General features: G+C 68.2%; 12 protein-coding genes and 3 pseudogenes. 12 read left to right on the top strand and 3 right to left on the bottom strand.

Annotated features, from left to right (window positions below; genetic code table 11):
• Positions 1–10: 10 nt before the first annotated feature.
• Together ACZ5FU_RS21815 and ACZ5FU_RS21820 are read right to left on the bottom strand one after the other, a co-directional pair.
• The gene (locus ACZ5FU_RS21815; RefSeq protein WP_468641633.1) at positions 11–1600 is read right to left on the bottom strand and encodes an ABC transporter substrate-binding protein; all 1590 of its coding nucleotides are present in this window, start codon (positions 1598–1600) and stop codon (positions 11–13) included.
• A gap of 142 nt (positions 1601–1742) precedes the next feature.
• Complete coding sequence (locus ACZ5FU_RS21820) at positions 1743–2309, bottom strand: GNAT family N-acetyltransferase (RefSeq protein WP_469046321.1); 567 nt, start codon at positions 2307–2309, stop codon at positions 1743–1745.
• Between the two features lie 635 nt (positions 2310–2944).
• Here ACZ5FU_RS21820 and ACZ5FU_RS21825 point away from each other — a divergent pair.
• The 10 genes and pseudogenes from ACZ5FU_RS21825 (at position 2945) to ACZ5FU_RS21870 (ending at position 19504) form a co-directional block, all read left to right on the top strand.
• Complete coding sequence (locus ACZ5FU_RS21825) at positions 2945–3586, top strand: superoxide dismutase (RefSeq protein WP_451529613.1); 642 nt, start codon at positions 2945–2947, stop codon at positions 3584–3586.
• A gap of 537 nt (positions 3587–4123) precedes the next feature.
• Positions 4124–4648: a peptidylprolyl isomerase gene (locus ACZ5FU_RS21830; RefSeq protein WP_469046323.1), complete on the top strand. Its 525-nt coding sequence runs from the start codon at positions 4124–4126 to the stop codon at positions 4646–4648.
• A 499-nt stretch (positions 4649–5147) separates the two neighbouring features.
• Positions 5148–5510 carry a hypothetical protein gene (locus ACZ5FU_RS21835; RefSeq protein WP_451529615.1) on the top strand — a complete coding sequence of 121 codons (363 nt, stop codon included), beginning with the start codon at positions 5148–5150 and terminating at the stop codon, positions 5508–5510.
• A pseudogene (locus ACZ5FU_RS21840) lies at positions 5507–6164 on the top strand (nucleotidyl transferase AbiEii/AbiGii toxin family protein). The gene ACZ5FU_RS21835 and the pseudogene ACZ5FU_RS21840 overlap by 4 nt, the downstream one beginning before the upstream one ends.
• Positions 6165–6294: 130 nt before the next feature.
• A pseudogene (locus ACZ5FU_RS21845) lies at positions 6295–6420 on the top strand (short-chain fatty acyl-CoA regulator family protein); the annotation flags it as partial.
• An 813-nt stretch (positions 6421–7233) separates the two neighbouring features.
• The gene (locus ACZ5FU_RS21850) at positions 7234–10875 is read left to right on the top strand and encodes a LamG-like jellyroll fold domain-containing protein (RefSeq protein WP_469046325.1); all 3642 of its coding nucleotides are present in this window, start codon (positions 7234–7236) and stop codon (positions 10873–10875) included.
• Positions 10876–11041: 166 nt separating this feature from the next.
• A complete protein-coding gene (locus ACZ5FU_RS21855) occupies positions 11042–17614 on the top strand; it encodes an RHS repeat-associated core domain-containing protein (protein ID WP_468836984.1) in 6573 nt (2190 codons plus the stop codon).
• Positions 17604–17978, top strand: a complete 375-nt coding sequence (locus ACZ5FU_RS21860) for an SCO4402 family protein (RefSeq protein WP_451529619.1) — start codon at positions 17604–17606, stop codon at positions 17976–17978. The genes ACZ5FU_RS21855 and ACZ5FU_RS21860 overlap by 11 nt, the downstream gene beginning before the upstream one ends.
• Before the next feature lie 516 nt (positions 17979–18494).
• A complete protein-coding gene (locus tag ACZ5FU_RS21865; protein WP_469046326.1) occupies positions 18495–18746 on the top strand; it encodes a hypothetical protein in 252 nt (83 codons plus the stop codon).
• Positions 18747–18946: 200 nt separating this feature from the next.
• A complete protein-coding gene (locus tag ACZ5FU_RS21870; RefSeq protein ID WP_451529621.1) occupies positions 18947–19504 on the top strand; it encodes a hypothetical protein in 558 nt (185 codons plus the stop codon).
• Positions 19505–19554: 50 nt separating this feature from the next.
• Here ACZ5FU_RS21870 and ACZ5FU_RS21875 read toward each other — a convergent pair.
• A pseudogene (locus ACZ5FU_RS21875) lies at positions 19555–20144 on the bottom strand (transposase); the annotation flags it as partial.
• A 764-nt stretch (positions 20145–20908) separates the two neighbouring features.
• On the opposite strand from ACZ5FU_RS21875, the gene panD reads away from it, so the two are divergent.
• Together panD and ACZ5FU_RS21885 are read left to right on the top strand one after the other, a co-directional pair.
• Positions 20909–21328: an aspartate 1-decarboxylase gene (panD, locus tag ACZ5FU_RS21880; protein WP_451529622.1), complete on the top strand. Its 420-nt coding sequence runs from the start codon at positions 20909–20911 to the stop codon at positions 21326–21328.
• A gap of 29 nt (positions 21329–21357) precedes the next feature.
• On the top strand, positions 21358–21705 hold the full coding sequence (locus ACZ5FU_RS21885) for a GNAT family N-acetyltransferase (protein WP_451529623.1): 348 nt from the start codon (positions 21358–21360) through the stop codon (positions 21703–21705).
• Position 21706: the final 1 nt, after the last annotated feature.

Raw genomic sequence — 21706 nt, forward strand, 5'->3', positions numbered from 1 at the left:
GACCTGGTGCTCACTTCTTCGGCTGCCAGTCCTCGATGTTCCACCAGGGGCCGCTGGCGAAGCCGTGCTCGTGCGGTTCGAGCTGCGTGGTCAGACCGCTCCAGCGGTCGGCGAGCACGTAGAGGTGGTCGATGTGGGTGAGGAAGGTGTAACCGGGGTTCTTCACCAACTCGCGCTGGAGCGTCTCGTAGGCGGCCTTCCGGGTCGCCGCGTCCGAGCTGCGGCGGCCGGTGTCGAGGGCCTTGTCCACGACCGCGTCGTCGTAGCGGGCCATGTTGTTGAAGCCGTCGCCGGCGAGGGAGGAGTGCAGCAGGGTGTGGAGCCCGAAGTCGGGGTCGCCGGTGCTGCCGAAGCCGGCGAGGACGGCGTCGTCCTTCATCCGGGGCTCGATGACCTCCCAGGTGGCGCTCTCCACCGTCACGTCGATGCCGGCCTTCCCGGCGTCGGAGGCGTAGGCGAGGGCGTGGTCCTGGCGGACCTTGTCGCCGGAGGGGTAGAGCAGGGTGAACGCCGCCCGCCGTCCGTCCTTGGCGCGGACGCCGCCCTCGCCGGTCTTCCAGCCGGCCTGATCCAGGATCCGCTCGGCCTTGGTGAGGTCCTGTCCGCGCTCGATGCCCTTCGCGTACCACGGGTCGTCGACCGGCAGCGGCCCGTAGGCCGGTCGGCCGGCGCCGTCGAGGATCTTGTCGACCATGGCCTCGCGGTCCACGGCGGCGTCGAGGGCCTGCCGTATCGCACGGTCGCCCGTGACCTCGCCCGCGGTGGGGAGGGTGACGGCGCGGAAGTCGTAGGACTTCGCGTCGTACGTCTTCCTGCCGTTGTCGCTCTTGAAGGTGGCGGCCAGGTTGGGCGGGAGGACGGCGCCGTCGAGGTCACCCGAGCGCAGCCGGGTGGCGCGCACGTTGTCGTCCGCGATGACGGCCATGGTGAACGTCTTCACCTTCGGTTCGCCGCCCCAGTAGTGCGGGTTGGCCTTGAAGGTGAGCTTCTCGCCCTTGCGCCAGGCGGAGAGCGTGTACGGGCCGGTGCCGACCGGTTCGGTGTTGAAGGATCCGGTGTTGGGGTCCTGCTTGCCGGCGATGTGCTCGGGGACGATCGGCAGGACGGTGCGTCCGGCGAACGGGGCGTAGGGGTACTCGAGGGTGAAGACCACCTTGTCGTCGCCGTCCGCGCGCACGTCCTTGACGGCGTCCAGTTCGCTCCGGGCGGTGTTGTTGGTCTCGGCGTCGAGGATCGTGTCGTAGGTGAAGACCACGTCGGCGGCGGTGAGCGGCTTGCCGTCGCTGAACTTCACGCCGTCGCGGAGGGTGTAGGTGTAGGTGAGCCCGTCGGCGGCCACCTCGGGAAGGTCCTTCGCCAGGGCCGGTCTCAGCTTCAGGTGGGCGTCCCGGGCGAGGAGGCCGTCGAAGATCTTCGAGTTGCCGTCCTTGCCGTAGCCCAGCAGGGGGCTGAGGGTGTCGGGCTCCGAGGCCACCCCGATCACGACCGAGTCGGTGGAGTCGCCGCCGCTTTCGTCATCGCTGGGCGCGGAGCAGGCGGTGACCCCGGCCACCATCGCCGCCACCGTGACGGCGGCACCTCGTATCCGACGGGTCGTCATGAGCCTCACACCCTTGTTGCTTGTGAATCGTTGTTGCACATTATGTGCGATTGAAGGACTGCCCGGGCACGCCGCGCATCAGTCCGTCACCGATGAAGCCCGGGCGGACGTCTTGCCGGCGGCAGGCGGAGTTCCGGGGTGGTCATAAGGACAGCGCGGCAGCCGTACGGGCCGGATGATCCGGGCCTAGGAAGACCGCGATGCCATTGCCCCGCGGAGAGGGATGGGTGGCCTGGGCCCAGCCCTGGCGGCGGTAGAAGGAGGTGGCCCGGGGCGCCCCGACCGAGGTGAGAAGCCAGCTGCGGCCTTCGGGGGCGTCGGCGGTGACGGCCTCGAGGAGCGTCGTGGTGAGGCGGGTGCCCTGGGCGGAGGGGCGGACGGCGAGTTCGTCGACCTCGAGGGCGCCGCACAGCCAGTCGAGGGTGCGCTCGGTGCCGAGTCCGGCGGCGGCCTGCGGGTGGCAGCGGTCATCGGGGAAGGGTGTGGGGGTGGTCCAGGCCGTGGCGAAGCCGAGCACCTCCCCGTGGCTCACCGCGGTGACGGCCGTGAAGCCCGGACGCCGTACGTTCACCGGCAGCCGCCCGACGAACTCGACGGCCTTCTCCTCGTCCTCGTTCCACGGCGGGGCGAGGAAGGCGTCGACGTACACGGAGCGCAGGGCCTCGACGTGCGCGAGCAACTCGGCGTCCTTGAAGACGCGGATGTCCATCAGGCCGCCACCGGCCAGGGTCTCCGCACCGTAATCGGCGCAGGCCGCCACCGCCCACGCCACCCATGCCCCGGCAGCCGCCCGTCGCGGATCAGCCCGGCGCCGGTCTCGTCACAGGAGGACTCGATGCCGGGAACGATCGGAGGACCCATCTCCGCCCTTCCTGCAATCGAAAAGCTATTGCAAGTATTGCGCAATAACTCGGCACTGATGTGTACCCCCTCAGGGGCGCGCAGGTCACCGCCGTGAACGTGCGGGTCCGTTGACGGCACCCGAACGCCCAGGCGCCGAGCGGTGACCCCCATGCGCCCCGTCCCGCCCGGCGCTGCGCCCGCCGCCGCCGCGACCGCCGCTGCGACCGTCGTCGGGGCCGGCCCGAACGCCGGACGCGGTGTTCATCGACGGGCGTCTCGCCGCCCCTGGCCTTCCTCGCGCCTGGTGGGAGGCGCTGCTCGCCGATGCCCACCGGCGCCATGAAGGCCCGATGGATCGCGGGTCTCTCGCGCCGGTGGGAACGCCCCCCGGGTCCACGACGCGACCGCGGTCCTGGGGCCTGTGCCTGATCGGCAATCAGTCTCATCTGCTGCTAACGTGCAACTGCGCATCGGTTGCAATTATGGCGGAGGACGTTGGACATGGCGGTTTACACGCTCCCGGAGCTTCCCTACGACTACGCGGCGCTCGAACCGGTCATCAATCCGCAGATCGTCGAGCTGCACCACGACAAGCACCACGCGGCCTACGTCAAGGGCGCGAACGACACACTGGAGCAGCTGGCGGAGGCCCGGGACAAGGAGCAGTGGGGCTCGATCAACGGCCTGGAGAAGAACCTGGCCTTCCACCTCTCCGGGCACATCCTGCACTCCATCTACTGGCACAACATGACCGGCGACGGCGGTGGCGAGCCGCTGGCCGCCGACGGTGTCGGTGACCTCGCCGACGCGATCGCCGAGTCCTTCGGCTCCTTCGCCGGCTTCAAGACGCAGCTCACCAAGGCCGCCGCGACGACCCAGGGTTCGGGTTGGGGCGTGCTGGCGTACGAGCCGCTGAGCGGCCGGCTGATCGTCGAGCAGGTCTACGACCACCAGGGCAACGTCGGGCAGGGCTCCACCCCGATCCTGGTCTTCGACGCCTGGGAGCACGCCTTCTACCTCCAGTACAAGAACCAGAAGGTCGACTTCATCGACGCCATGTGGGCCGTCGTCAACTGGCAGGACGTGGCCAAGCGCTACGCCGCCGCCAAGGAGCGCGGCGACAGCCTGCTGCTCGCGCCGTGACGCCGTGACAGCGTCCGCACAGACGTCCTGCTCGTGATCGTCTTCTCAACCTTCACTTGCAGGCGGTGATACGAAGGGCTCCCGCGAGGACGTGACTCGCGGGAGCCCTTCGGGTTCCGTGCCGGAGCGGAAGCTGTCCGACGAGACGGGCGGGTGCAGCCGGAAGGTGGACGCCCTGACCGGCCGGCGACGATGCGCCCCATCCGAATGAAGCGGCCTCCGGCCGCGGGCCGAAAGCCGCTGAGACGGATGTGGCCTGGAGCGCACGTTCCCACCCTCCGAGCCCGGCCCTAGACTGCGACCGCTCCGAAACCGGCGATCTTCGGGAGGGTGTGCAGGATGAACCGAGCACTCATGACCGCATTGGCGGCATTGGCGTTGGTCACGTCCGGGGGCGGTACCGCCTCCGCTTCCGATGCCCCGCCGCGAACCACACACGGCCCCTGCCGGTACGCCCAGACCCCGGACGAGCCGGCAGCGCGGCCGGTTCCCCTGCCGCCCGACCCGCGACACACCCCCAGCCGCGGTGCGGTCGACATGGCTGTCCCGACCAGCCAGGGCCCGCTCCCGCTGCACCTGGACCGGGCGAAGGCGCCGTGCACGGTCCAGAGCTTCGTGCACCTGGCGCAGCACCGCTTCTACGACCGTACGGTGTGTCATCGGCTGACGGCGTACCCGACGCTGAAGGTCCTGCAGTGCGGCGATCCGACCGGCACCGGCGAGGGCGGGCCGGGGTACAAGTACAAGGACGAGCTGCCGGTGGACCTGCCGCCGGCGCCGAGCGACCCGACCGGCGTCCGTCGCCTCTACGGACGCGGCCTGCTGGCGATGGCCAACGCCGGTCCGGACACGAACGGTTCGCAGTTCTTCGTCGTCTACGGCGACTCCGCGTTGCGACCGAACTACACGGTGTTCGGCACGGTCGGCGCCACCGGTCTGGAGACGCTCGACAAGATCGCAGCCGGCGGTATCGAGCCGACCGCGCAGGACCCGGCGCCTGTCGACGGCACGCCCGTGCTGCGGCCCCAGCTGCGCAGCGTCCGGCCGTCCTGCCGCCCCTGACGAACCGTGGCGCGGTCAGCGCGGTCCGGCCACGTGACTGGTCGTGCCACGGTGAGGCCGGACACGGTGACAAGGGCGTCGGCGGTGGCGGGCCACGGGCCGCGAAGGAGGGAACGACCGGCCGGAAGCACGCCCCGAGCGGTCCTGCGCTCGCTGTGTCTCGGCCTGCTCGAAGCCCACACGCTGTCCGGTTCACATGGGCCTCGCCCTCGGCACCGGCGTCCTTCTCGATACCGAGAGCGATGCCGCAGCGACTCCACCGAGGCGACCTCCGCATGACCTGCTGTGTCATGATCGCCTGCGTCCGCGAGCCAGGTTGGTCCTGGGAGGGCAGGGCAGCTGGCTGCTGCGCCACCTGGAAGGGCTGCAAGGGTGGGCCACATGATGCGCTATGCGCCCACCGGGTGAGGTGTCCGAGGGGGCGGGCGGCGCCCGCCCCGTACGTATGACGGGGGCAGCATCCGTCATGCCGCCGCCTCCCGGCAGTAATACTGGACGTATGGATGCGACGATCACCGTCGCCCGCGCCGAGGTACTGCGGGACCGCTACCGCAGCCGACTGCCCGAGCGCTTGCAGGAGCTGGCCGGCCCCGTCGAGGGCAGCGTGGACCTGCCGCTCCACATCGTCTGGTCCGGGCGGACGAGCTACAGCCTGGACCGTCCGAAGTCCCGCATGACGCTCTACCGGACCGTCCTGGCCGAAGGACTGAGTGAGGACCTGGTGGCCCTCCTGCACCACCGGCTGCTCGCCGAGCAGTGGCCCGTGCTGCGGCGCTTGATCAGTCCCTACATTCGCGAGGTCTGGGAGGACGCCTTCCCCGAGCTGCTCCGCACCGCTCCGGCCGGCGCGACCGCCGCGTGAAGCTCACTCCGCTCCACGAGTCTCCTCGCCGACATCCTCGACCTCGGCTCCCCCTACCCTCTGGTCCTCACCGGCGGATACGCCGTGCAGGCCCACGGCCTGGTCGAACGCTTCAGCCGTGACCTCGACGTCGCCACCGAGAACCCCGCTCCGATGCAGGAGATCGTCGCCTCCCTCACAGCGGGTCTCAGCGCGCGCGGATGGCGGACCACGCACGTCCAGACCGATCCGCTTAGCGGCCGTTTCCTCGTCACCGAGCCGGACACCGATGAGGAGTGCGAGGTCGACGTCCTCAAGGAGGCGTTCTGGGCCCCTCCCGCTCAGACCCCCTACGGCCCTGTTCTTTCCCTCGATGACGTAATCGGCACCAAGGTCCGTGCCCTCGCCGACCGCGGCACCGTCCGTGACCTCATCGACGTCCAGGCTGCCTCCCGTCACCGCTCCACCGCCGACCTCGAATCCCTGGGCCGCCGTCGCGCCCACGACGAGTTCAGCCTCGAAGACCTCCGGGACCGGCTCGTCGGCGCGGACTGGTACGAGGATGAGGACTACACCGCGTACGGGCTCACCTCCCGGCAGACCGAAGAACTCAAGGCGTGGGCGCTGGAGTGGGCAGAGGATCTGGGTGCGCGGATCCATGACGAGAACGCCTGAGATGCGGTCACGGGTCCATCCCCTTTACGGCCGTTGCAACGAGAGGATGCGGTGTAGCCGGCAGGTGCCCACCCGGAGCCATCCACGGTGGCGGCTGCCTTGCACGGCGGATGTGCAGGGCGGCTGAGCTTGCCCGCTGTGGAACATCTACGAGGCGTTCGCGGTATCCGGCCGCATCCATGTCCAGATCGCCGAAATGCCCGATGGTCAGCGCTACCTGTGGACCGCGAGAGCCGTCACCCGGCACCGCGGCGGCTGAGGCGAACCCGGCAAGACCTTCGCCAGTTCCACGACGTCCCCATACTTTCCGCCTCGGTTCACGGAAACTGAATGCCGTCATGCTGATCATGGCCGAGCGTTCTCTGGACGAGTTGTACACCGGCGGGTGGTCCCGCGGGAACAGGTCGTGAGTCCGCGAGGAGGCGACTGTTGTCGCGCCGGTGACCGTGAGCATTCGGTAGTAGTCAATTCCATGGTGAACTCGGGATTCATCTGGAGGCGGCTGCTGCTGACGTTCGGCCGCCGAGCAGGCCGCTGGCGGGATCGAATGGATCGACCGCGACAAGTCTGGATCGAAGGCCCACCTGATAGCAGACCGGAACAACAGCCTCGGTTTGGATGAGCGGCTCCGTCGGAGAGGTGGCCGTCGCCACCTCGCCCACAAGGGCATCGAGTCGTCCCAGTGACTCTGCCGTCACCGCTGAATGGTCGAGAGGGCCGTTTCCTGGCCGGCTGGCGAAAAACATTCTCCCCGGATCATCTATTCATTTTTTATTCGAGTGACGTTAATTCATGAGTCGTTATTTGTTTTGAATTAAAAGCTTCGTGGGCATGCCTGTGAGTGCCTGGTCAAAAATTCTCCTCACTCTCTTCACGATCTTCTTGTCATGTCCCAAGAAGTTGATGTTGTATGTGACGGCTCCTGGAATTGGGCAACGGAGCGTGACACGAGGGGACGGGGTGGGGGCGAATGCGTGTGCGTTCTCGAAGACGCGCTTGGTTCTGCGGTGGGTTACCGACGTTGACGGCTGCCGCGTTGTTGCTCGGACTCACGCCTGCGGTGGCGCAGGTGACCGTACAAGCCGACACCACCGTCGCCGCTGAGGCCACTCCCGCGCGGAATGAGGCGGTGCAGGCGCTGGCGGAGGCCGGGGAAACGGGTGAGCGCGTCGAGGTGGTGGGGGAGCGGTCGCAGGACACGACCGTGTACGCCAACCCCGATGGTGAGACGTTCACACTGGAGCAGTCGGCGGTTCCGGTGCGGGTGGCGACGGCCGGCGGGGGCTGGCGGACCCCGGACGCCACACTGGTACGCAGGTCGGACGGGTCGGTGGTGCCCGAGGCGGCCGCCGTGGACATGAAGTTCTCCGGTGGCGGCGCCGATGATCCACTGGTGCGCATCAAAAAGGGCGGGCGTTCTCTCGCCTTGGGCTGGCTCGACGCGCTGCCCGAGCCGGAACTGGACGGAACCAGCGCCCTGTACCGCGACGTCCTGAAGGACGTTGATCTCAAGGTGACGGCTTCCGCCGAAGGCTTCCGGCACGTGCTGGTCGTCAAGACCCCGGAAGCGGCCGCACAGCCCGAGCTGGAGCAGATCGAGTACTCCCTGCAAACGTCCGAGCTGAGCGTCGTCGAGAACGGCAGCGGCGGTTACAACGCCGTCGACGCCGACGGCAACTGGGTGTTCCGCGCCCCGAGGGCACAGATGTGGGACTCGGCGGGTTCCGGAGCGGCAGGGCCGACGGCGGCCACGTCATCGCTGGGCACAGCGGGCACGGCGACGGACCCGGGTGAAGGAGCCGACGGCGGTGAGCCCGGCGCCGAGCCGATGGCCGGTGACACGGTGAAGACGATGGCCGTGCGGATCGACGACGACTCGCTCACCGTCACGCCCGATCCGAACCTGCTGGCAGGCACTGACGCCCGGCATTTCCCGCTCTACATCGATCCCACCGTGACCTGGGGCGAGGCGGAGCGGACCCTGCTGCGCTCGGACGGCTACGAGTCGTACGGCTGGGGCAACGGGGACGACAACCTGGGCAAGGGTGTCGGCAAGTGCGGTACCTGGAGCGGCTATTACTGTGGCCCGGGCTATACACAGCGCTTGTACTTCGAGTTCTCCCCGGCCAGTCTCAAGGGCAAGCGGGTGCTGGACGCCACCTTCCGGGTGACCGAGCCGTGGGCGTTCCAGTGCGACCCCAGATGGGTCCAGTTGTACCGGACCGACAACATCTCCTCGTCGACGACCTGGGCCTCCCGTCCCACTCCGCTGGATCTGGTGGGTGACCGCAACGTCTCCGCGGGCCGTGGTTCCTCGTGCGATCCGGACACTCCGGCAGCACCGATCGAGTTCAACGACGACCCCAAGGAGAGCTACGAGAACCTCACACCGACGGTGAAGAGCTTCGCAGACGGCAAGTTCTCGCGACTGACCCTGATGCTCAAGGCCAAGGACGAGACGGACCCGTCGGCATGGAAGCGGTTCCGGAACGACGCCGTACTGGCCGTCACCTATGTGGGCCTGCCCGCAGTACCGACCAGCCCGACGGCCGCGTCCTCGTGCGAGACGAACGCGGCCGATCCGGCGTGGATCTCCGATCCGACACCGAGGTTCAGTGCCCGGGTGCAGGCGGCCTCGGGAGGTGAGAGTGAGGCCAGTCTGCGAGCCCGCTTCTACGTGCAGCGCAAGACGGCCGACGGATGGACGGCGGTGGCGACCGAGCCGATCCGCCCGTCCAGCGGTTACGTGGGGGACAACGCCACGGTGACCGTGGACTCCCCGGTCACGCTGGCGCAGAACACCTCCTACCGGATGGCCGTGTTCACCCGCTCCTACTACAACAGCGGTGACAGCGCGATCGAGAGCCACAGCACCGTGACGACGAAGGGCTGGTGCTACTTCACGATCGACTCGACTCGTCCCAAGGCACCGACGGTCACCGTGCCCACGGGAGCGGTGTACGCGGTGTGCCCGGAAGACGGCGACGGCTGCGGCGCTGCGACCGGCGGTCCCGGCGTCGCGGGGCAGTTCGTCTTCACCAAGAACTCCGCCGACTCCAACATCGTCGCCTTCGAGTACAAGCTCGCCACCGACAAAGCCTGGACGAAGGTGACGGCGACGAGCACGCTCACCCGCTCGGTCAAGCCGGCGCTCTCGGGCGTGCAGGTGCTGTACGTGCGGGCGGTGGACAGCGTCGGCACCGGCCAGTCGGGGGAAACCACCGCGGTTCGGTTCAACGTCGCGGAGGGTGAGGGACCCTCGGGGCTGTGGCACTTCGACGACTTTGCGCCGGGGTCGACGCAGACGAACGCCGCCGACACGGGAACGACACCGGGCAGTCGGCACAACCTGACGCTGCGCAGTTCGGGGGCGGGTTGGTCGTCGTTCGCCCGGAACGGAGAGGGCGGACGCTCGCTGTGGCTGAACGACACCACGAACACCGCCCAGCAGAACGGGTACGCGGACTCTTCCGGCCCCGTAGTGAACTCGCAGTCCTCGTTCACGGTGTCGGCCTGGGCCTACCCGACGGACGACACGGCCTTCCGCACGGTGTTGTCCCAGACGGGCAGTGACAACAAGGGGTTCTCGCTGTACTACTCACCGGGCGTCGGCCGTTGGGTGTTCCTGATGCACTGGTGGGAGAACGGCACCCGTAAGTACATCGGGGCGAACGCCGACGTGACACCAGGCATCACCTTGAAGACCTGGACGCACCTGGCCGGAGTCTACGACGGTGACGCCCACACCCTGAGCCTCTTCGTGAACGGGCAGCGCCAGGGCGATCCGGTCCCCGTCCCCGAGGCAGGCCGGGCGTCCGTGGTGGACGGCAACTTCCAGGTCGGCCGTGCCGGCGGCTACAACGCCACGTACAACAACTACTGGAAGGGACGGGTCGACGAAGTCGCCGCCTACCAGACCGCTCTGCCGGACGCCGAGGTCGCCAAGGCGGCCAAACTGCTGAACGCTGACGCGACCGGCCGCGCGGTGGAGCTCGTGGCGGCGTGGCAACCGCATGGCAACACGGGCACCGTCGCCCTCACCGACACCGTCAGCGGCTACGGCCGCGCACTGCAGATGAACGGGGGCGCCGCCGTCACCGATGACGCGATCGTGCTGGACGGCGTCAACGACTCGATCACCACGCCGGGGCCGGTCGTCGACGACCGGGAATCCTTCACGGTGACCACCGAGGTCGCATTGAACCAAGAAGCCCTGAACGCCAAGGCGAACGGTTACACGGCCCAGATCCTGGGTCAGCGCACCGCCGACGGGTCGGCCTGGGGGCTGTGGTACCAGCGCACCGGTACCGAGGAGTACATCGACGACGAGACGGGTGATCTGCTGACCCGCCCCATCGGGTTCTGGAGCTTCGGCCGCCTCAACGATGACGGCTCGTTCATCGCGGTCGACTCCAATGAGGCGGCGGCCGGCGGCGCGGTGCGCCTGACCGGGGTCTATGACGCCCAGGAGGGGACGATCCGCATGTACCTCGCCTCCACCCAGAACGGTGTGGACACCGCGTACACGGCGGTGGTCGGTGCCGGGGAACTCGCCGGCGGCAAGGGCTTCGTCGGTGGGACCTGGGGCCATCACCTGCCCGGCCGGATCACGGACATCAGGATCTGGGCTGGTGCGGCAGCCGACGAAAACCAGGTCGGCGACATGGTGGGCGTCGCACAGGACGACCAGAAGGACGACGTGTCCGGCTGACCGGCTGATCCCCTCGAGACGGCCCGCCCCGTACCCGGGCGGCCGTCTCGGCGGGGCCTTCCGTTGCCTGCCCTGCCCGTACGTCGCTGTGCCCGCGTGCACGGCCGCTTGCCCATGCTCAGTTCACCCGTGACCCTGATGGGGGTTGTTCGTGTTCGGAAGACGGATGCCTCGTAGCAGTCGTTGGCCCACTCGCGCCAAGAACATGCTGCTTCTGGCGACAACGGTAGCGGTGACCGGCGGTGGTTTAGCGCCCGTCGCACAGGCCGCAGGACCCTCGGCCGATCTGAAACCGCTCTGGGAGCGGCAGGTCACCAGTACCGAGGAGGTGACGGGGCTCGGCGCCAAGGCGCAACGCGCGGTGGTGTCCACCGGGCGGAAGAAGAACGCGGTCCAGGCCACGGATGCCAAGGCCGAGCAGCGCGCCACCTGGCCGCAGAGCGGCACCGCCCGGATAGCCGTGGCCGCTGCGGGCAAGGCCAAGACGGCCGAGGTGGGCGGGCTGCCCCTCGCCGTGACGACTCCCCGGGCGGCGAAGTCACCCGCCGGCGGAACCGTGCGCGTGAAGGTACTGGGCCACCGGGCCGCAACCGAAGCGGGCGTCAGAGGAGTCCTGCTGTCCGCCGAAGCCACGGAGGACGGCGGCAGCGCGGACATCAGCGTGGACTACGGCCGGTTCGCCTCCGCGTACGGCGGCGGCTGGTCGGGCCGTCTGGGCCTGGTCCGGTTGCCGGAGTGCGCACTCACCACACCGGAGAAAACCGAGTGCCGCACCACCACCGAGGTGGCGTCGGCCAACGACATCTCCCGCCGGACCGTCACCGGCACGGTCGCCCTGTCGGCCGCCGCTCCCACCGTGCTGGCCCTCGCCGCGACGACATCCGGGGAATCCGCGTCCGGCTCCGGCACCTATGCGGCGACCCAGCTGTCCCCCTCGGCCACCTGGGAGGCCGGAGGCTCCTCCGGCGCGTTCACCTGGTCCCACCCCATGCAGGTCCCGCCCGCACCCGGCCCCTCCCCCGACCTCTCCCTCAGCTACGACTCCGGATCGGTCGACGGCAGGACGGCGTCGACGAACAACCAGGCCACCCAGGTCGGCGAGGGGTTCACCACCTCCGCCAACTCCTACATCGAGCGCACCTACGGCTCGTGCGACGAGGACGGACAGAAGGACAAGTTCGACCTGTGCTGGAAGTTCGACAACGCCAGCCTGGTCCTGAACGGCAAGTCCTCCGAACTGGTCAAGGACGACACCACGGGCAAGTGGCGGCTGAAGAACGACGACGCCTCCACGGTGACCCTGTCCACCGGCGCCGACAACGGTGACGACAACGGCGAGCACTGGACCGTCACCACCGGCGACGGCACCCGGTACGTCTTCGGCCTGAACAAGCTCACCGGGGCCGGCACCGAGCGCACCAACTCCACATGGACCGTACCGGTGTTCGGCGACGACTCCGGGGAGCCCGGCTACAGCCAGGGCAGCGCCTTCGCCGACCGAGCCGTCACCCAGGCATGGCGGTGGAACCTCGACTACGTCGAGGACCTGCACGACAACGCCATGTCCTACTGGTACGGCAAGGAGACCAACTCCTACGCCAAGAACGGCGCGAGCACCGCCACCGCCTCCTACACCCGCGGCGGCCACCTCACCAAGATCCTCTACGGGCAGCGTGCCGACGCCCTGTTCACCGGGATCACCTCGGGCAAGGTCGAGTTCGGGTACGCCGAGCGCTGCACCGCCGCGGACTGCTCGGAGCTGAAGGACTCCACCGCCCCCAACTGGCCCGACGTCCCCTTCGACTCGATCTGCGCCTCGGGCGAGGACTGCCCCGCGACCGGCCCGTCGTTCTTCACCCGCAAGCGGCTCACCAGGATCGACACCTCGGTCTGGTCCGCCACCACCGGCGCCTTCGCGGCCGTCGACACCTGGGAGCTGGAACAGCAGTACCTCGACGGCGGGGACATCGGTGACACCACCGACCAGACCCTGACGCTCAAGAGCGTGAAGCGCACCGGTAAGAACGGCACGGCGATCGGTCTCAACCCGGTCACCTTCACCTATGACATGCGGCCCAACCGGGTGGACGGCGACCGGGACGACATCCTGCCGCTGACCCGGCCCCGGGTCCGCACCGTCACCTCGGAGACCGGCGCCATCACCGATGTCACCCTCTCCGGCCAGGAATGCGTCCGGGGCAGCGCCATGCCCACCGCGGAGGACAAGAACACCAAGTCCTGCTACCCGCAGTACTGGCACATCAACGGCGCCGAGGAAGCCTCCGTCGACTGGTTCCACAAGTACCGCGTCACCGACGTGGTCACCAGCGACCCCACCGGCCACGGCGCCACCATGGAGAGCCACTACGCCTACGACATCCCCGCCTGGCACTACAACGACTCGCCGTTCACCCCGGCCGACGAACGCACCTGGTCGATCTGGCGCGGCTACCGCACCGTCACCGTCACCCAGGGCTCCGGCTCCGCCCTGTCGAAGAAGACCTCGGTCTACCTCCAGGGCATGCACGGAGACCGGCTCCTGGCCGCCGACGGCACCCTGGACCCGGACACCCGCCGCACCGCGAGCGTGCCCGGCAAGGACCTCAACGGCCTGGACGTGCCCGACCGGACCGACAGCGAGGAGTACGCCGGCTTCCTCCGCCAGGAGATCACCTACAACGGCGCGACCCCCCTCTCGGTCACGGTGAGCGACCCCTGGTCGAAGAGGACCGCCACCCAGCACAAGTCGTACGCCGACACCGAGGCGTACTACGTCCGCACCGGCCGGACCACCGGCCACACCTACCTGACGGCCACCCAGTCCTGGCGCTCCACCGCCTCCGCCACCACCTACGACGACTACGGCATGGCCATCAGGGCCGAAAGCACCGGGGACACCGCCAAGAGCGGCGACGAGACCTGCACCCGCACCTGGTACGCCCGCAACGACAGCCTGGGCATCAACTCCCTCACCTCGCGCACCCGCACGGTGGGCAGAGCATGCTCCGTCGCGGAGGCGGACCTGTCCTTGCCGACCAGCGTGGCGACCGCCGGCGACGTCGTCTCCGACACGGCCACCGTCTACGACACAGCGGGCGCCACGGCCTGGACCGCGACGCAGACCCCCACCAAGGGGGAGCCGACGTGGAACGGCCGTGCCTCGGCCTACCCGGCCGGCGTGACCGGCGGCGAGCGGGCCCCGTCGTCCTGGCAGTCCGTCAGCCGCATCACCTACGACACCCTCGGCCGCCCCGCCACCACCACGGATCCCGCCGGCAACCCGACGACCGTCACCTACACCCCCGCCGGCACGGGACCGCTCACCCGCATCCAGACCAAGGACGCCAAGCTCTACAGCACCTACGCCTACGTCGACCCCGCGCGAGGCCAGACCACCAAGACCTTCGACCCGAACAACCGGATCACGGAAACGGCCTACGACGCGCTGGGCCGCACCACATCGGTATGGCTGCCCAACCGCAGCCGCGCCGGCCAGCAGAGCGCCAGCTACGTCTTCGACTACTCCATCTCCAACACCGCACCGTCCTGGACCTCCACCGGCACACTCAAGGCCGACGGCAACACCTACTCCACCTCCTACACGATCTACGACTCGCTCCTGCGCACCCTCCAGACCCAGACCCCCGGCGCCACCAGCGGACGGATCCTCACCGACACCCGCTACGACAGCCGGGGCCTGGCCTACGAGACGTACGCCGACATCTTCGACAACGCCGCACCGTCCGGGACGTACGCGCAGACCGAGTACGGCGAAGCACCCAGCCTGACCAAGACCGGGTTCGACGCCGCGGGACGCCCGACCACGACGACCTTCCTGGTCGGCGGTGTACAGAAGTGGCAGACCACCACCACCTACACCGGTGACTCCACCGCCACCAGCGCCGTCACCGGCGGCTCGGCCACCCGAACGATCACCGACGCGTTCGGCCGCACGGTCGAGACCCGCCAGTACGCGAGCACCTCGTTCGCGGACAGCGAGTACGCCGGAGGCGTGGGCGCGGCCTACGCCAGGACCCGGTTCTCCTACACGCCCGCCGACAAGCAGAAGACGGTCACGGGGCCGGACGGTGCGCTCTGGTCGTACACGTACGACCTGTACGGCCGTGAGATCTCCGCGGCCGACCCGGACAAGGGCACCACGACCACCGGATACACGGCACTCGACCAGGTGGCCTGGGCCAAGGCTTCCAGCGGGCAGGCGGTGATCTCGGCCTACGACGTGCTCGGCCGGGTCACCGACACCTGGAAGTCGGCCGTCAACGCCGACCTGACCGACGCGTCGGTGCTCGCGGCCCAGAAGACGGACGCCAACAAGCTCACCCACTTCACCTACGACACCGTGACCTCGGGCAAGGGCAAGGCCGCCACGTCCACGCGGTACATCGGCGGAGCCACGGGCAAGGCGTACACCCAGGCCGTCACCGAGTACGACAGCCGCTACCACGTCACCGGATCGAAGCTCACCCTCCCCACGGACGAACCCATGGTGACGTCGAAGGCCCTGCCCTCGAACGTGCTGGACTTCACCGCCTACTACAAGATCGACGGCACCCTGCAGCAGACCACCGAGCCCGGGGCCGGCGGACTCGCGGCGGAGACCGTCGGGTACGGCTACTCCGCGCAAGGTCTGCCCACCACCCTCAGCGCCGGCGGCAAGGGCATCGTCCTGGGCACCACCTACACCGACCTGGGCCAGGTCTCCACCCTCCGCCTCGGCGTCTCGGACGCGACCGGAACGAACAAGGTCGACGTCACCCACGGTTACGAGGACGGCACCCACCGACTCCTCCAGACCCAGGTGCGTGCGCAGACCCACGCCTACGACGCGCTGAACCTGCACTACACCTACGACGACGCCGGCAACGTCACCAAGATCGCCGACACCACCACCCTCGCGGGCACCGGCAAGACCGACACCCAGTGCTTCGACCACGACGGCTACCAGCGCCTGACCGAAGCGTGGACGCCGGCCACCGGGGACTGCGCGGCCGACGGCCGCACCACCGCGAACCTGGGCGGCGCGGCCCCCTACTGGACGAGCTACACCTACGACACCGCCGGCCTGCGCACGACCGAGACCACCCACGGCAGCGACGGCTCGAAGACCACCACCTACTGCTACAAGGAAGGCACCACCCAGCCCCACACCCTCCTCGCCACCACCGGCACCGGCACCGGCACCTGCACCAGCGCCACCGCCCAGTACGCCTACGACGCCGACGGCAACACCACCAAGCGCCCCGACGGCACCACCACACAGAAACTCGACTGGGACAGCGAGGGCAATCTCGCGCGCCTGACCGAGGACCCGAACGGCGCGGCACGTGCCACGGACTACCTCTACGGAGCCGACGGCGGCCTGCTCATCCGCCGCAACGCCTCCAGCAACGGGGAGACCGTCCTCTACCTCGGTGCCACCGAGGTACACCTCAAGGGAGGAAAGGCGTGGGCCAACCGCTACTACAGCCACGCCGGCGCCACCGTCGCCCTGCGCAGCAACCAGTCCGGCACGGAGAAGATCACCCACCTCACCGGTGACCAGCACCACACCAACACGGTGGCGATCGAGTCCGACACCCAGGCACTGACGAAGCGGTATCTGACCCCCTTCGGCTCCGAGCGGGGCAGCGGCGCCGCCAACTGGCCCGACGACAAGGGATTCCTCGGCAAACCCACCGACAACGACACCGGCCTCACCCATGTCGGCGCACGCGAGTACGACCCGTCCATCGGCCAGTTCATCAGCGTCGACCCGCTCCTGCAGACCGACCTCCCCCAGACCCTCAACGGCTACAGCTACGCCGCGCAGAACCCCGTCAGCCAGGCGGACCCGAGCGGCATGGGTCTCGCCTGCGGCGGCCGAGGCGACGACGTCGCCTGCCCGACCCGCCCCGACGGAAGACCGGGGAACGGCCGGCCGGGCGAAGCAGTCAAGCCCGTGGTCGCCTGCCCGAGCCTGATCAACCCGCAGTGCCCGGAGTACACGGGAGGCACCGCGGGCGGCGGTGGAGGAGGCCATGGCGGCGGGGGAAGCACCGGCTCCTCCGGCGGCGGTGGCGGCGACTCCTCGCAGCAGAAGGCCGTCCACGTCGACGACGGCTGCAAGGACTGGGGCCTCCTTTCCGGCGCCTGCCGTAGCGTCGGAGAGGTCTTCTACGGCGCCGTCAGCAACGTCCCGCACGCCGTCGAGTACGCCGGCTGGATCTGGGACGAAGACTGCTGGGGGGGTGGTCCTGGAACCGAGGGCTGTGACTACGGGGCCCAGTTCGATGCCTGGGTCGCCGAGCACGGTTACGACATCTCCGGCGATGAATACCAGGTACCTTCTGCATTGGCAGCGATCTTCGCGCACAACGGTGTGCGCAAGCCCAAGCCGTCCAGTGGCGTGGGCCCAGGGTGGTTCCCGTACGGCAGCGGGAAAATTCCCGGCGGGTGGAGTGGTCCCAACATGACCAAGAAGTACAGGAAAGACTTGAACAAGCCCGGTTTCGTCTGGCGTGCCCCCAAGGGCCAGGACAGCGTGCGCATCGATAAAGGTGATCCCAATTCCGTGCATGCCACTCAGCAGGTGGATCACGTGGTAATCAACTCTGGTGGCAGGATCGTGGGACGAGATGGTGTGCTGCTGCCGCCCAACGCCAAAATTCAGGACTACCCGGTCGAAGCTCACATCCCGCTGAGCGAGTGGCAGACATGGAGAAGCTGGAATGCCCCGTGATGATGCGGAATTGCAAACACCCTGGTTGCGCGATCAATTGATCGACTGGCTTCTGGAAATTTCGGACAGGGATCGGCTGCAGGAGGATTTGGCTTCCTCCGGGGGGGCGGCCATGGACCGTATGCTGGACTTCTTCGACGATACTGGGGTATTGGACGAACCTGTCGGCAGGGTCGGTTTCATTCTCCGTGACGAAGGAGAAGTGGAAGTCATGCGGAAGCTCAACTCTGCAATCGATCAAGCCATCCAGGAAAGTTCTGGGAGTGATGTCGGAATGATTCACTCGCGATCTTGGGAATCGGTGATGACCGCTGCTCGGGAAGCCCTGAGGGTAATGGCGGTGGATGGTCCGCGAAACGGCTGATTCACGAAGCGGATCGCGTCGCGGCGGTGTCCGAGCCGGAAAGGGTCAATCGGCTCGGACAACTGCTCCCTTCCATGGCGTTGAGTCTTCCCTGGAAGTTCGGCAGGAGGGAGGCGGCGTCGATTCCGTGCGCCGGGGTGTCGATCTATCTGGGGCAATTCCTTGACCTTCATGAGCATGGATACGCACAGGGTGCGACATGCTCGGTGCCAGTTCTCTGCACGACTTCCAACCGATGGGGAACAGGGCAACACGAGGATTCGGCCTTACGGGCGCAGACCGGCCTTCGGGTTCGTTCTGTCAGGTCTCGTCGCACTCTCCTGCTGGGGGTGCGGCGCCGCAAGTGTGGAGGCGAGTGCCGGGCCCGCAGGGCAGAACGGCGCACGGATGTACGACGGTTGCACCGGCGGGCGAAGCCTTGAGGAAATTCAGCGGGTCTACGGCTTTACCGTCCCTGCCGCAGCAGAGAACTTGCGCCACTGCGAACAGGAGAGTTGGTCGGGCAGTGAGGGGGAGTTGCAGTTCGACACGTCCAGAGACGGACTGCAGAAGTTCCTAGCCGGGTCCGGGCAGGCGGACCTCAGGCTCGTCAAGGGCGAGGCGGGCGGCACGGGGAGGGATTGGCAGAAGATCCCGCCGGGGGTGCAGGTCGAAAGCGGCACCTACGTGAACAGGATCGGCGGATGCGACAACGCCGTCATGCTTGACGTCCAGGAACTGCGTGCCGGTGAGGTACGGGTCTACCTCACCGTGATCTACGCCTCGTGACCAGCTTGGTACACAGGAACCGTACGGGGCGATCGCTCGGTACTGCGTCGAGAGGTGAGGGCTCACTGGTGCTGTCGGGGCCCTCACCCCGGTCTGGTGCCCCTTCCGATGAACTGCCCTGCTCTCAACTCCGAACGCGAATTCGAGGTCGAGGCAGACATCTGCGGGGCCGCCTCATAAGAACCGGAAGGACACGTCCCATGCCTGACGGCAGGCGGTGGAAGCTCGGCCGCGCATCGGCCGTTGCCGTGGGTCTGTTGACCCTGGTTCTCGGTGTCGGTGCCTGCTCGCCGGCACCTGAGTCGATCGTCGCGGTCGAGGCGGCAGGGAAAGGCGGGATGCGCGTACTGACCATGACGTGCGCGGAGTTCTCGCCGGACGACTTCGGTGTCTATCGTGAGGGCGGACCCGACGAGTTGCAGACGTGGGCCATCGCTCCACGGAGCTGGAACGGCCCTGCTCCGAGCGCGGTGGAAGTGTTCCGGGTGCCGGAGGGATGGAAGACCTACGGGTCGGACATCCGAAGTCTTCTGCCGGATGCGACCTATGTGGCCGACGTCCACGGTGACGTCAACCGGTGGGGCATCTCGGGCGAGGTCCGATTCGACACGAAGCGCCTGGCGAAGCTGGGCAAGGGCGAAGTGCTGACGCGGAACGAGGACCACGAAACGATCGCCGCCAGCAAGAAGAAGTTCCTCGACCAGGCCGACGCCCGTTGCCGGGAACTCACTCAGAAGAAGGCGCCCCCTCGCAACTGAGGCAGCGCGGGTGTGCGGGTGCCGTACGAGGCCGGACGGCACCCGCACCAGCCGAGAGCGGCGGCATGTTCGATGAGGCGCTGGCGGTAGCCGCCGTCGCCCCGCACCTTGCGGATGCCGGGATGGTCGGCGGCGACCTGGTCCAGCAACCGGGCGCCGGCGGCGGAGTCCTGCACACTTGCCCCCAGCGGCCAGCACGGCAAGTAAAAGTCCAAGGGTGTCGGTGACGATGTTCCGCTTTCTGCCCACGATCTTCTTCCCGGCGTCGATGCCCTGGCCGGCGGCGGGCACGCTGGTGGGGATCTTGAAGCTCTGCGTGTCGATCACACAGGCTGACGGCTCGGCGTCCCGTCATCCCCTCTACCGGAGCAGACCGTTGAGCTGGGCGAACATGTCTTCGTCCGCCCACTTGGCGAAGGCGCCCGTAGACGGTGTTCCCGTGAAGGAGGCAGTGCCACTGGAGCTCGGTGCGGTCCACGTACAAGATCACGTCCATGATGTCGCGCAGGTCGTGTTCCGGTGGTCGGCCGAAGTGCAGGGCCCTGCCGCGGCGCTCGAGCCGCCAGGCGGAGAGCACCGGCTCGATCAACTCCCAGCGGGCATCGGACAGATCACTCGGATACGGGTTCCGCGTCCGCATGCTTCCGGCGTAGCGTCGCGGACCGAGTGCGCCCAGACGCACAGCGACAACAATGGAAGCACACGTCCGCGAAGGCAGGGCGTCCGGGGATGGGACAGGCGCAAGCCGCTTCCCGCTCCACCTGTCACCCCATCTGACCAGCAGGAATCAACCCGCATCTCCAGCAGCGCGAGCATCACGACCTGGCAGTCTGAAAAACGCTGGATACACGGCCAGGCCCGTTGAAAACAATCTTTCAGAGAGGGCGTTGCCGGGGATTTCTGAATTCTTTTGGAGGTACATCGAGAGCCCCTGCCGAGTCGGTACTCGGCGTGGCTCCTTGCCATTTGACGGCAATGCCAGCAGGCGAGCGCTGCGGCAGATGGATCATCGAGGGCTCCTCGGTGCCGTTCGGGGCGTTGTTGCGGCAGTCGATGGCTTGGCGTTGAAGGCGCAGTCTGATACGGCCGGAGATACCGATGGTGACGCCGATGTGAGCGTGGCCGAGTCACTCGTTCCGTACCTCTCACGTTCCTGATGTTTCGTCAGGTAAGTCAGCATCTGATCAGCATCAGTCCCCGAACTGTCCGAGATGGCTACCCGGACAAGCGCCTGGTCTGCGGCTTCACCACAGCCTGGCCCGCACACAAGCGCAGGCGGGAAGCCTGCTTGGTGTGGTGCACGATGTTCTGCAAGGTCTTCGACCGGGAGGCGTGCCCGTGTACAGTGAAGACCGCCCTTGACCTGCACAAAGCAGGCAGGGAGCCGTCCTCCAGGAGTCCAAAGTGCTGCGTACTCTGTTCAAGTCCAAGATCCACCGTGCCACCGTCACCCAGGCCGACCTGCACTACGTGGGATCGGTGACCATCGACGCGGACCTGTTGGACGCCGCCGATCTGCTGCCGGGGGAGCTGGTGCACATCGTCGACGTCACCAACGGGGCGCGGCTGGAGACGTACGTCATCGAGGGGGAGCGCGGCTCGGGGGTCGTCGGGATCAACGGGGCCGCCGCCCATCTCGTGCACCCCGGGGACCTGGTGATCATCATCAGTTACGCTCAGGTCACCGACGCCGAGGCGCGAGAACTGGAGCCCCGCGTCGTGCACGTGGACCGCGACAACCGGATCGTGGCCCTGGGCGCCGATCCGGCGGAACCGGTGCCGGGGTCGGACCAGGAGCGCAGCCCGCAGGCCGTGTCCGCCTGACCACCGCACCAGCAGCCCCAGGAGCGTCCATGAGTGACATCGGCATCCGCGACGACCGGCCGGCCGGCCGCCTCGAGGCCCTCGGCGAGGGCGGCGAAGTCGTCGGCCGCATCGAGTACTTCGTGCTGGAGTCGCCCGCGCCCGCCCTGGTCCCGGTGCACACGATCGTCGAGCCCGCCCACGAGGGCAAGGGCATCGCGGGCTCCCTGGCCCGCGAGCTGTACGCCCTCTCCGGGCGCGAGGGCGTCCCCGTGGCCCCGCTCTGCCCGTACGTCGTGAAGTGGGCCGCGCGTCACCCCGAGGAGGCTCCGGCGGCCGACCCCGCGCTGCTGACCGCCGCCAAGGAGTGGCTGCGGGCCCACCCCGGCCGGTTCTGAG

The sequence above is a fragment of the Streptomyces sp. NPDC031554 genome (assembly GCF_055580685.1).

What these genes read in the sequence shown, in the direction of transcription:
- ACZ5FU_RS21815 (WP_468641633.1), bottom strand. Translation starts at nt 1,600, where the DNA reads ATGACGACCCGTCGGATACGAGGTGCCGCCGTCACGGTGGCGGCGATG.
- ACZ5FU_RS21820 (WP_469046321.1), bottom strand. Translation starts at nt 2,309, where the DNA reads ATGGACATCCGCGTCTTCAAGGACGCCGAGTTGCTCGCGCACGTCGAG.
- ACZ5FU_RS21825 (WP_451529613.1), top strand. Translation starts at nt 2,945, where the DNA reads ATGGCGGTTTACACGCTCCCGGAGCTTCCCTACGACTACGCGGCGCTC.
- ACZ5FU_RS21830 (WP_469046323.1), top strand. Translation starts at nt 4,124, where the DNA reads ATGGCTGTCCCGACCAGCCAGGGCCCGCTCCCGCTGCACCTGGACCGG.
- ACZ5FU_RS21835 (WP_451529615.1), top strand. Translation starts at nt 5,148, where the DNA reads ATGGATGCGACGATCACCGTCGCCCGCGCCGAGGTACTGCGGGACCGC.
- ACZ5FU_RS21855 (WP_468836984.1), top strand. Translation starts at nt 11,042, where the DNA reads ATGCCTCGTAGCAGTCGTTGGCCCACTCGCGCCAAGAACATGCTGCTT.
- ACZ5FU_RS21860 (WP_451529619.1), top strand. Translation starts at nt 17,604, where the DNA reads ATGCCCCGTGATGATGCGGAATTGCAAACACCCTGGTTGCGCGATCAA.
- ACZ5FU_RS21870 (WP_451529621.1), top strand. Translation starts at nt 18,947, where the DNA reads ATGCCTGACGGCAGGCGGTGGAAGCTCGGCCGCGCATCGGCCGTTGCC.
- ACZ5FU_RS21885 (WP_451529623.1), top strand. Translation starts at nt 21,358, where the DNA reads ATGAGTGACATCGGCATCCGCGACGACCGGCCGGCCGGCCGCCTCGAG.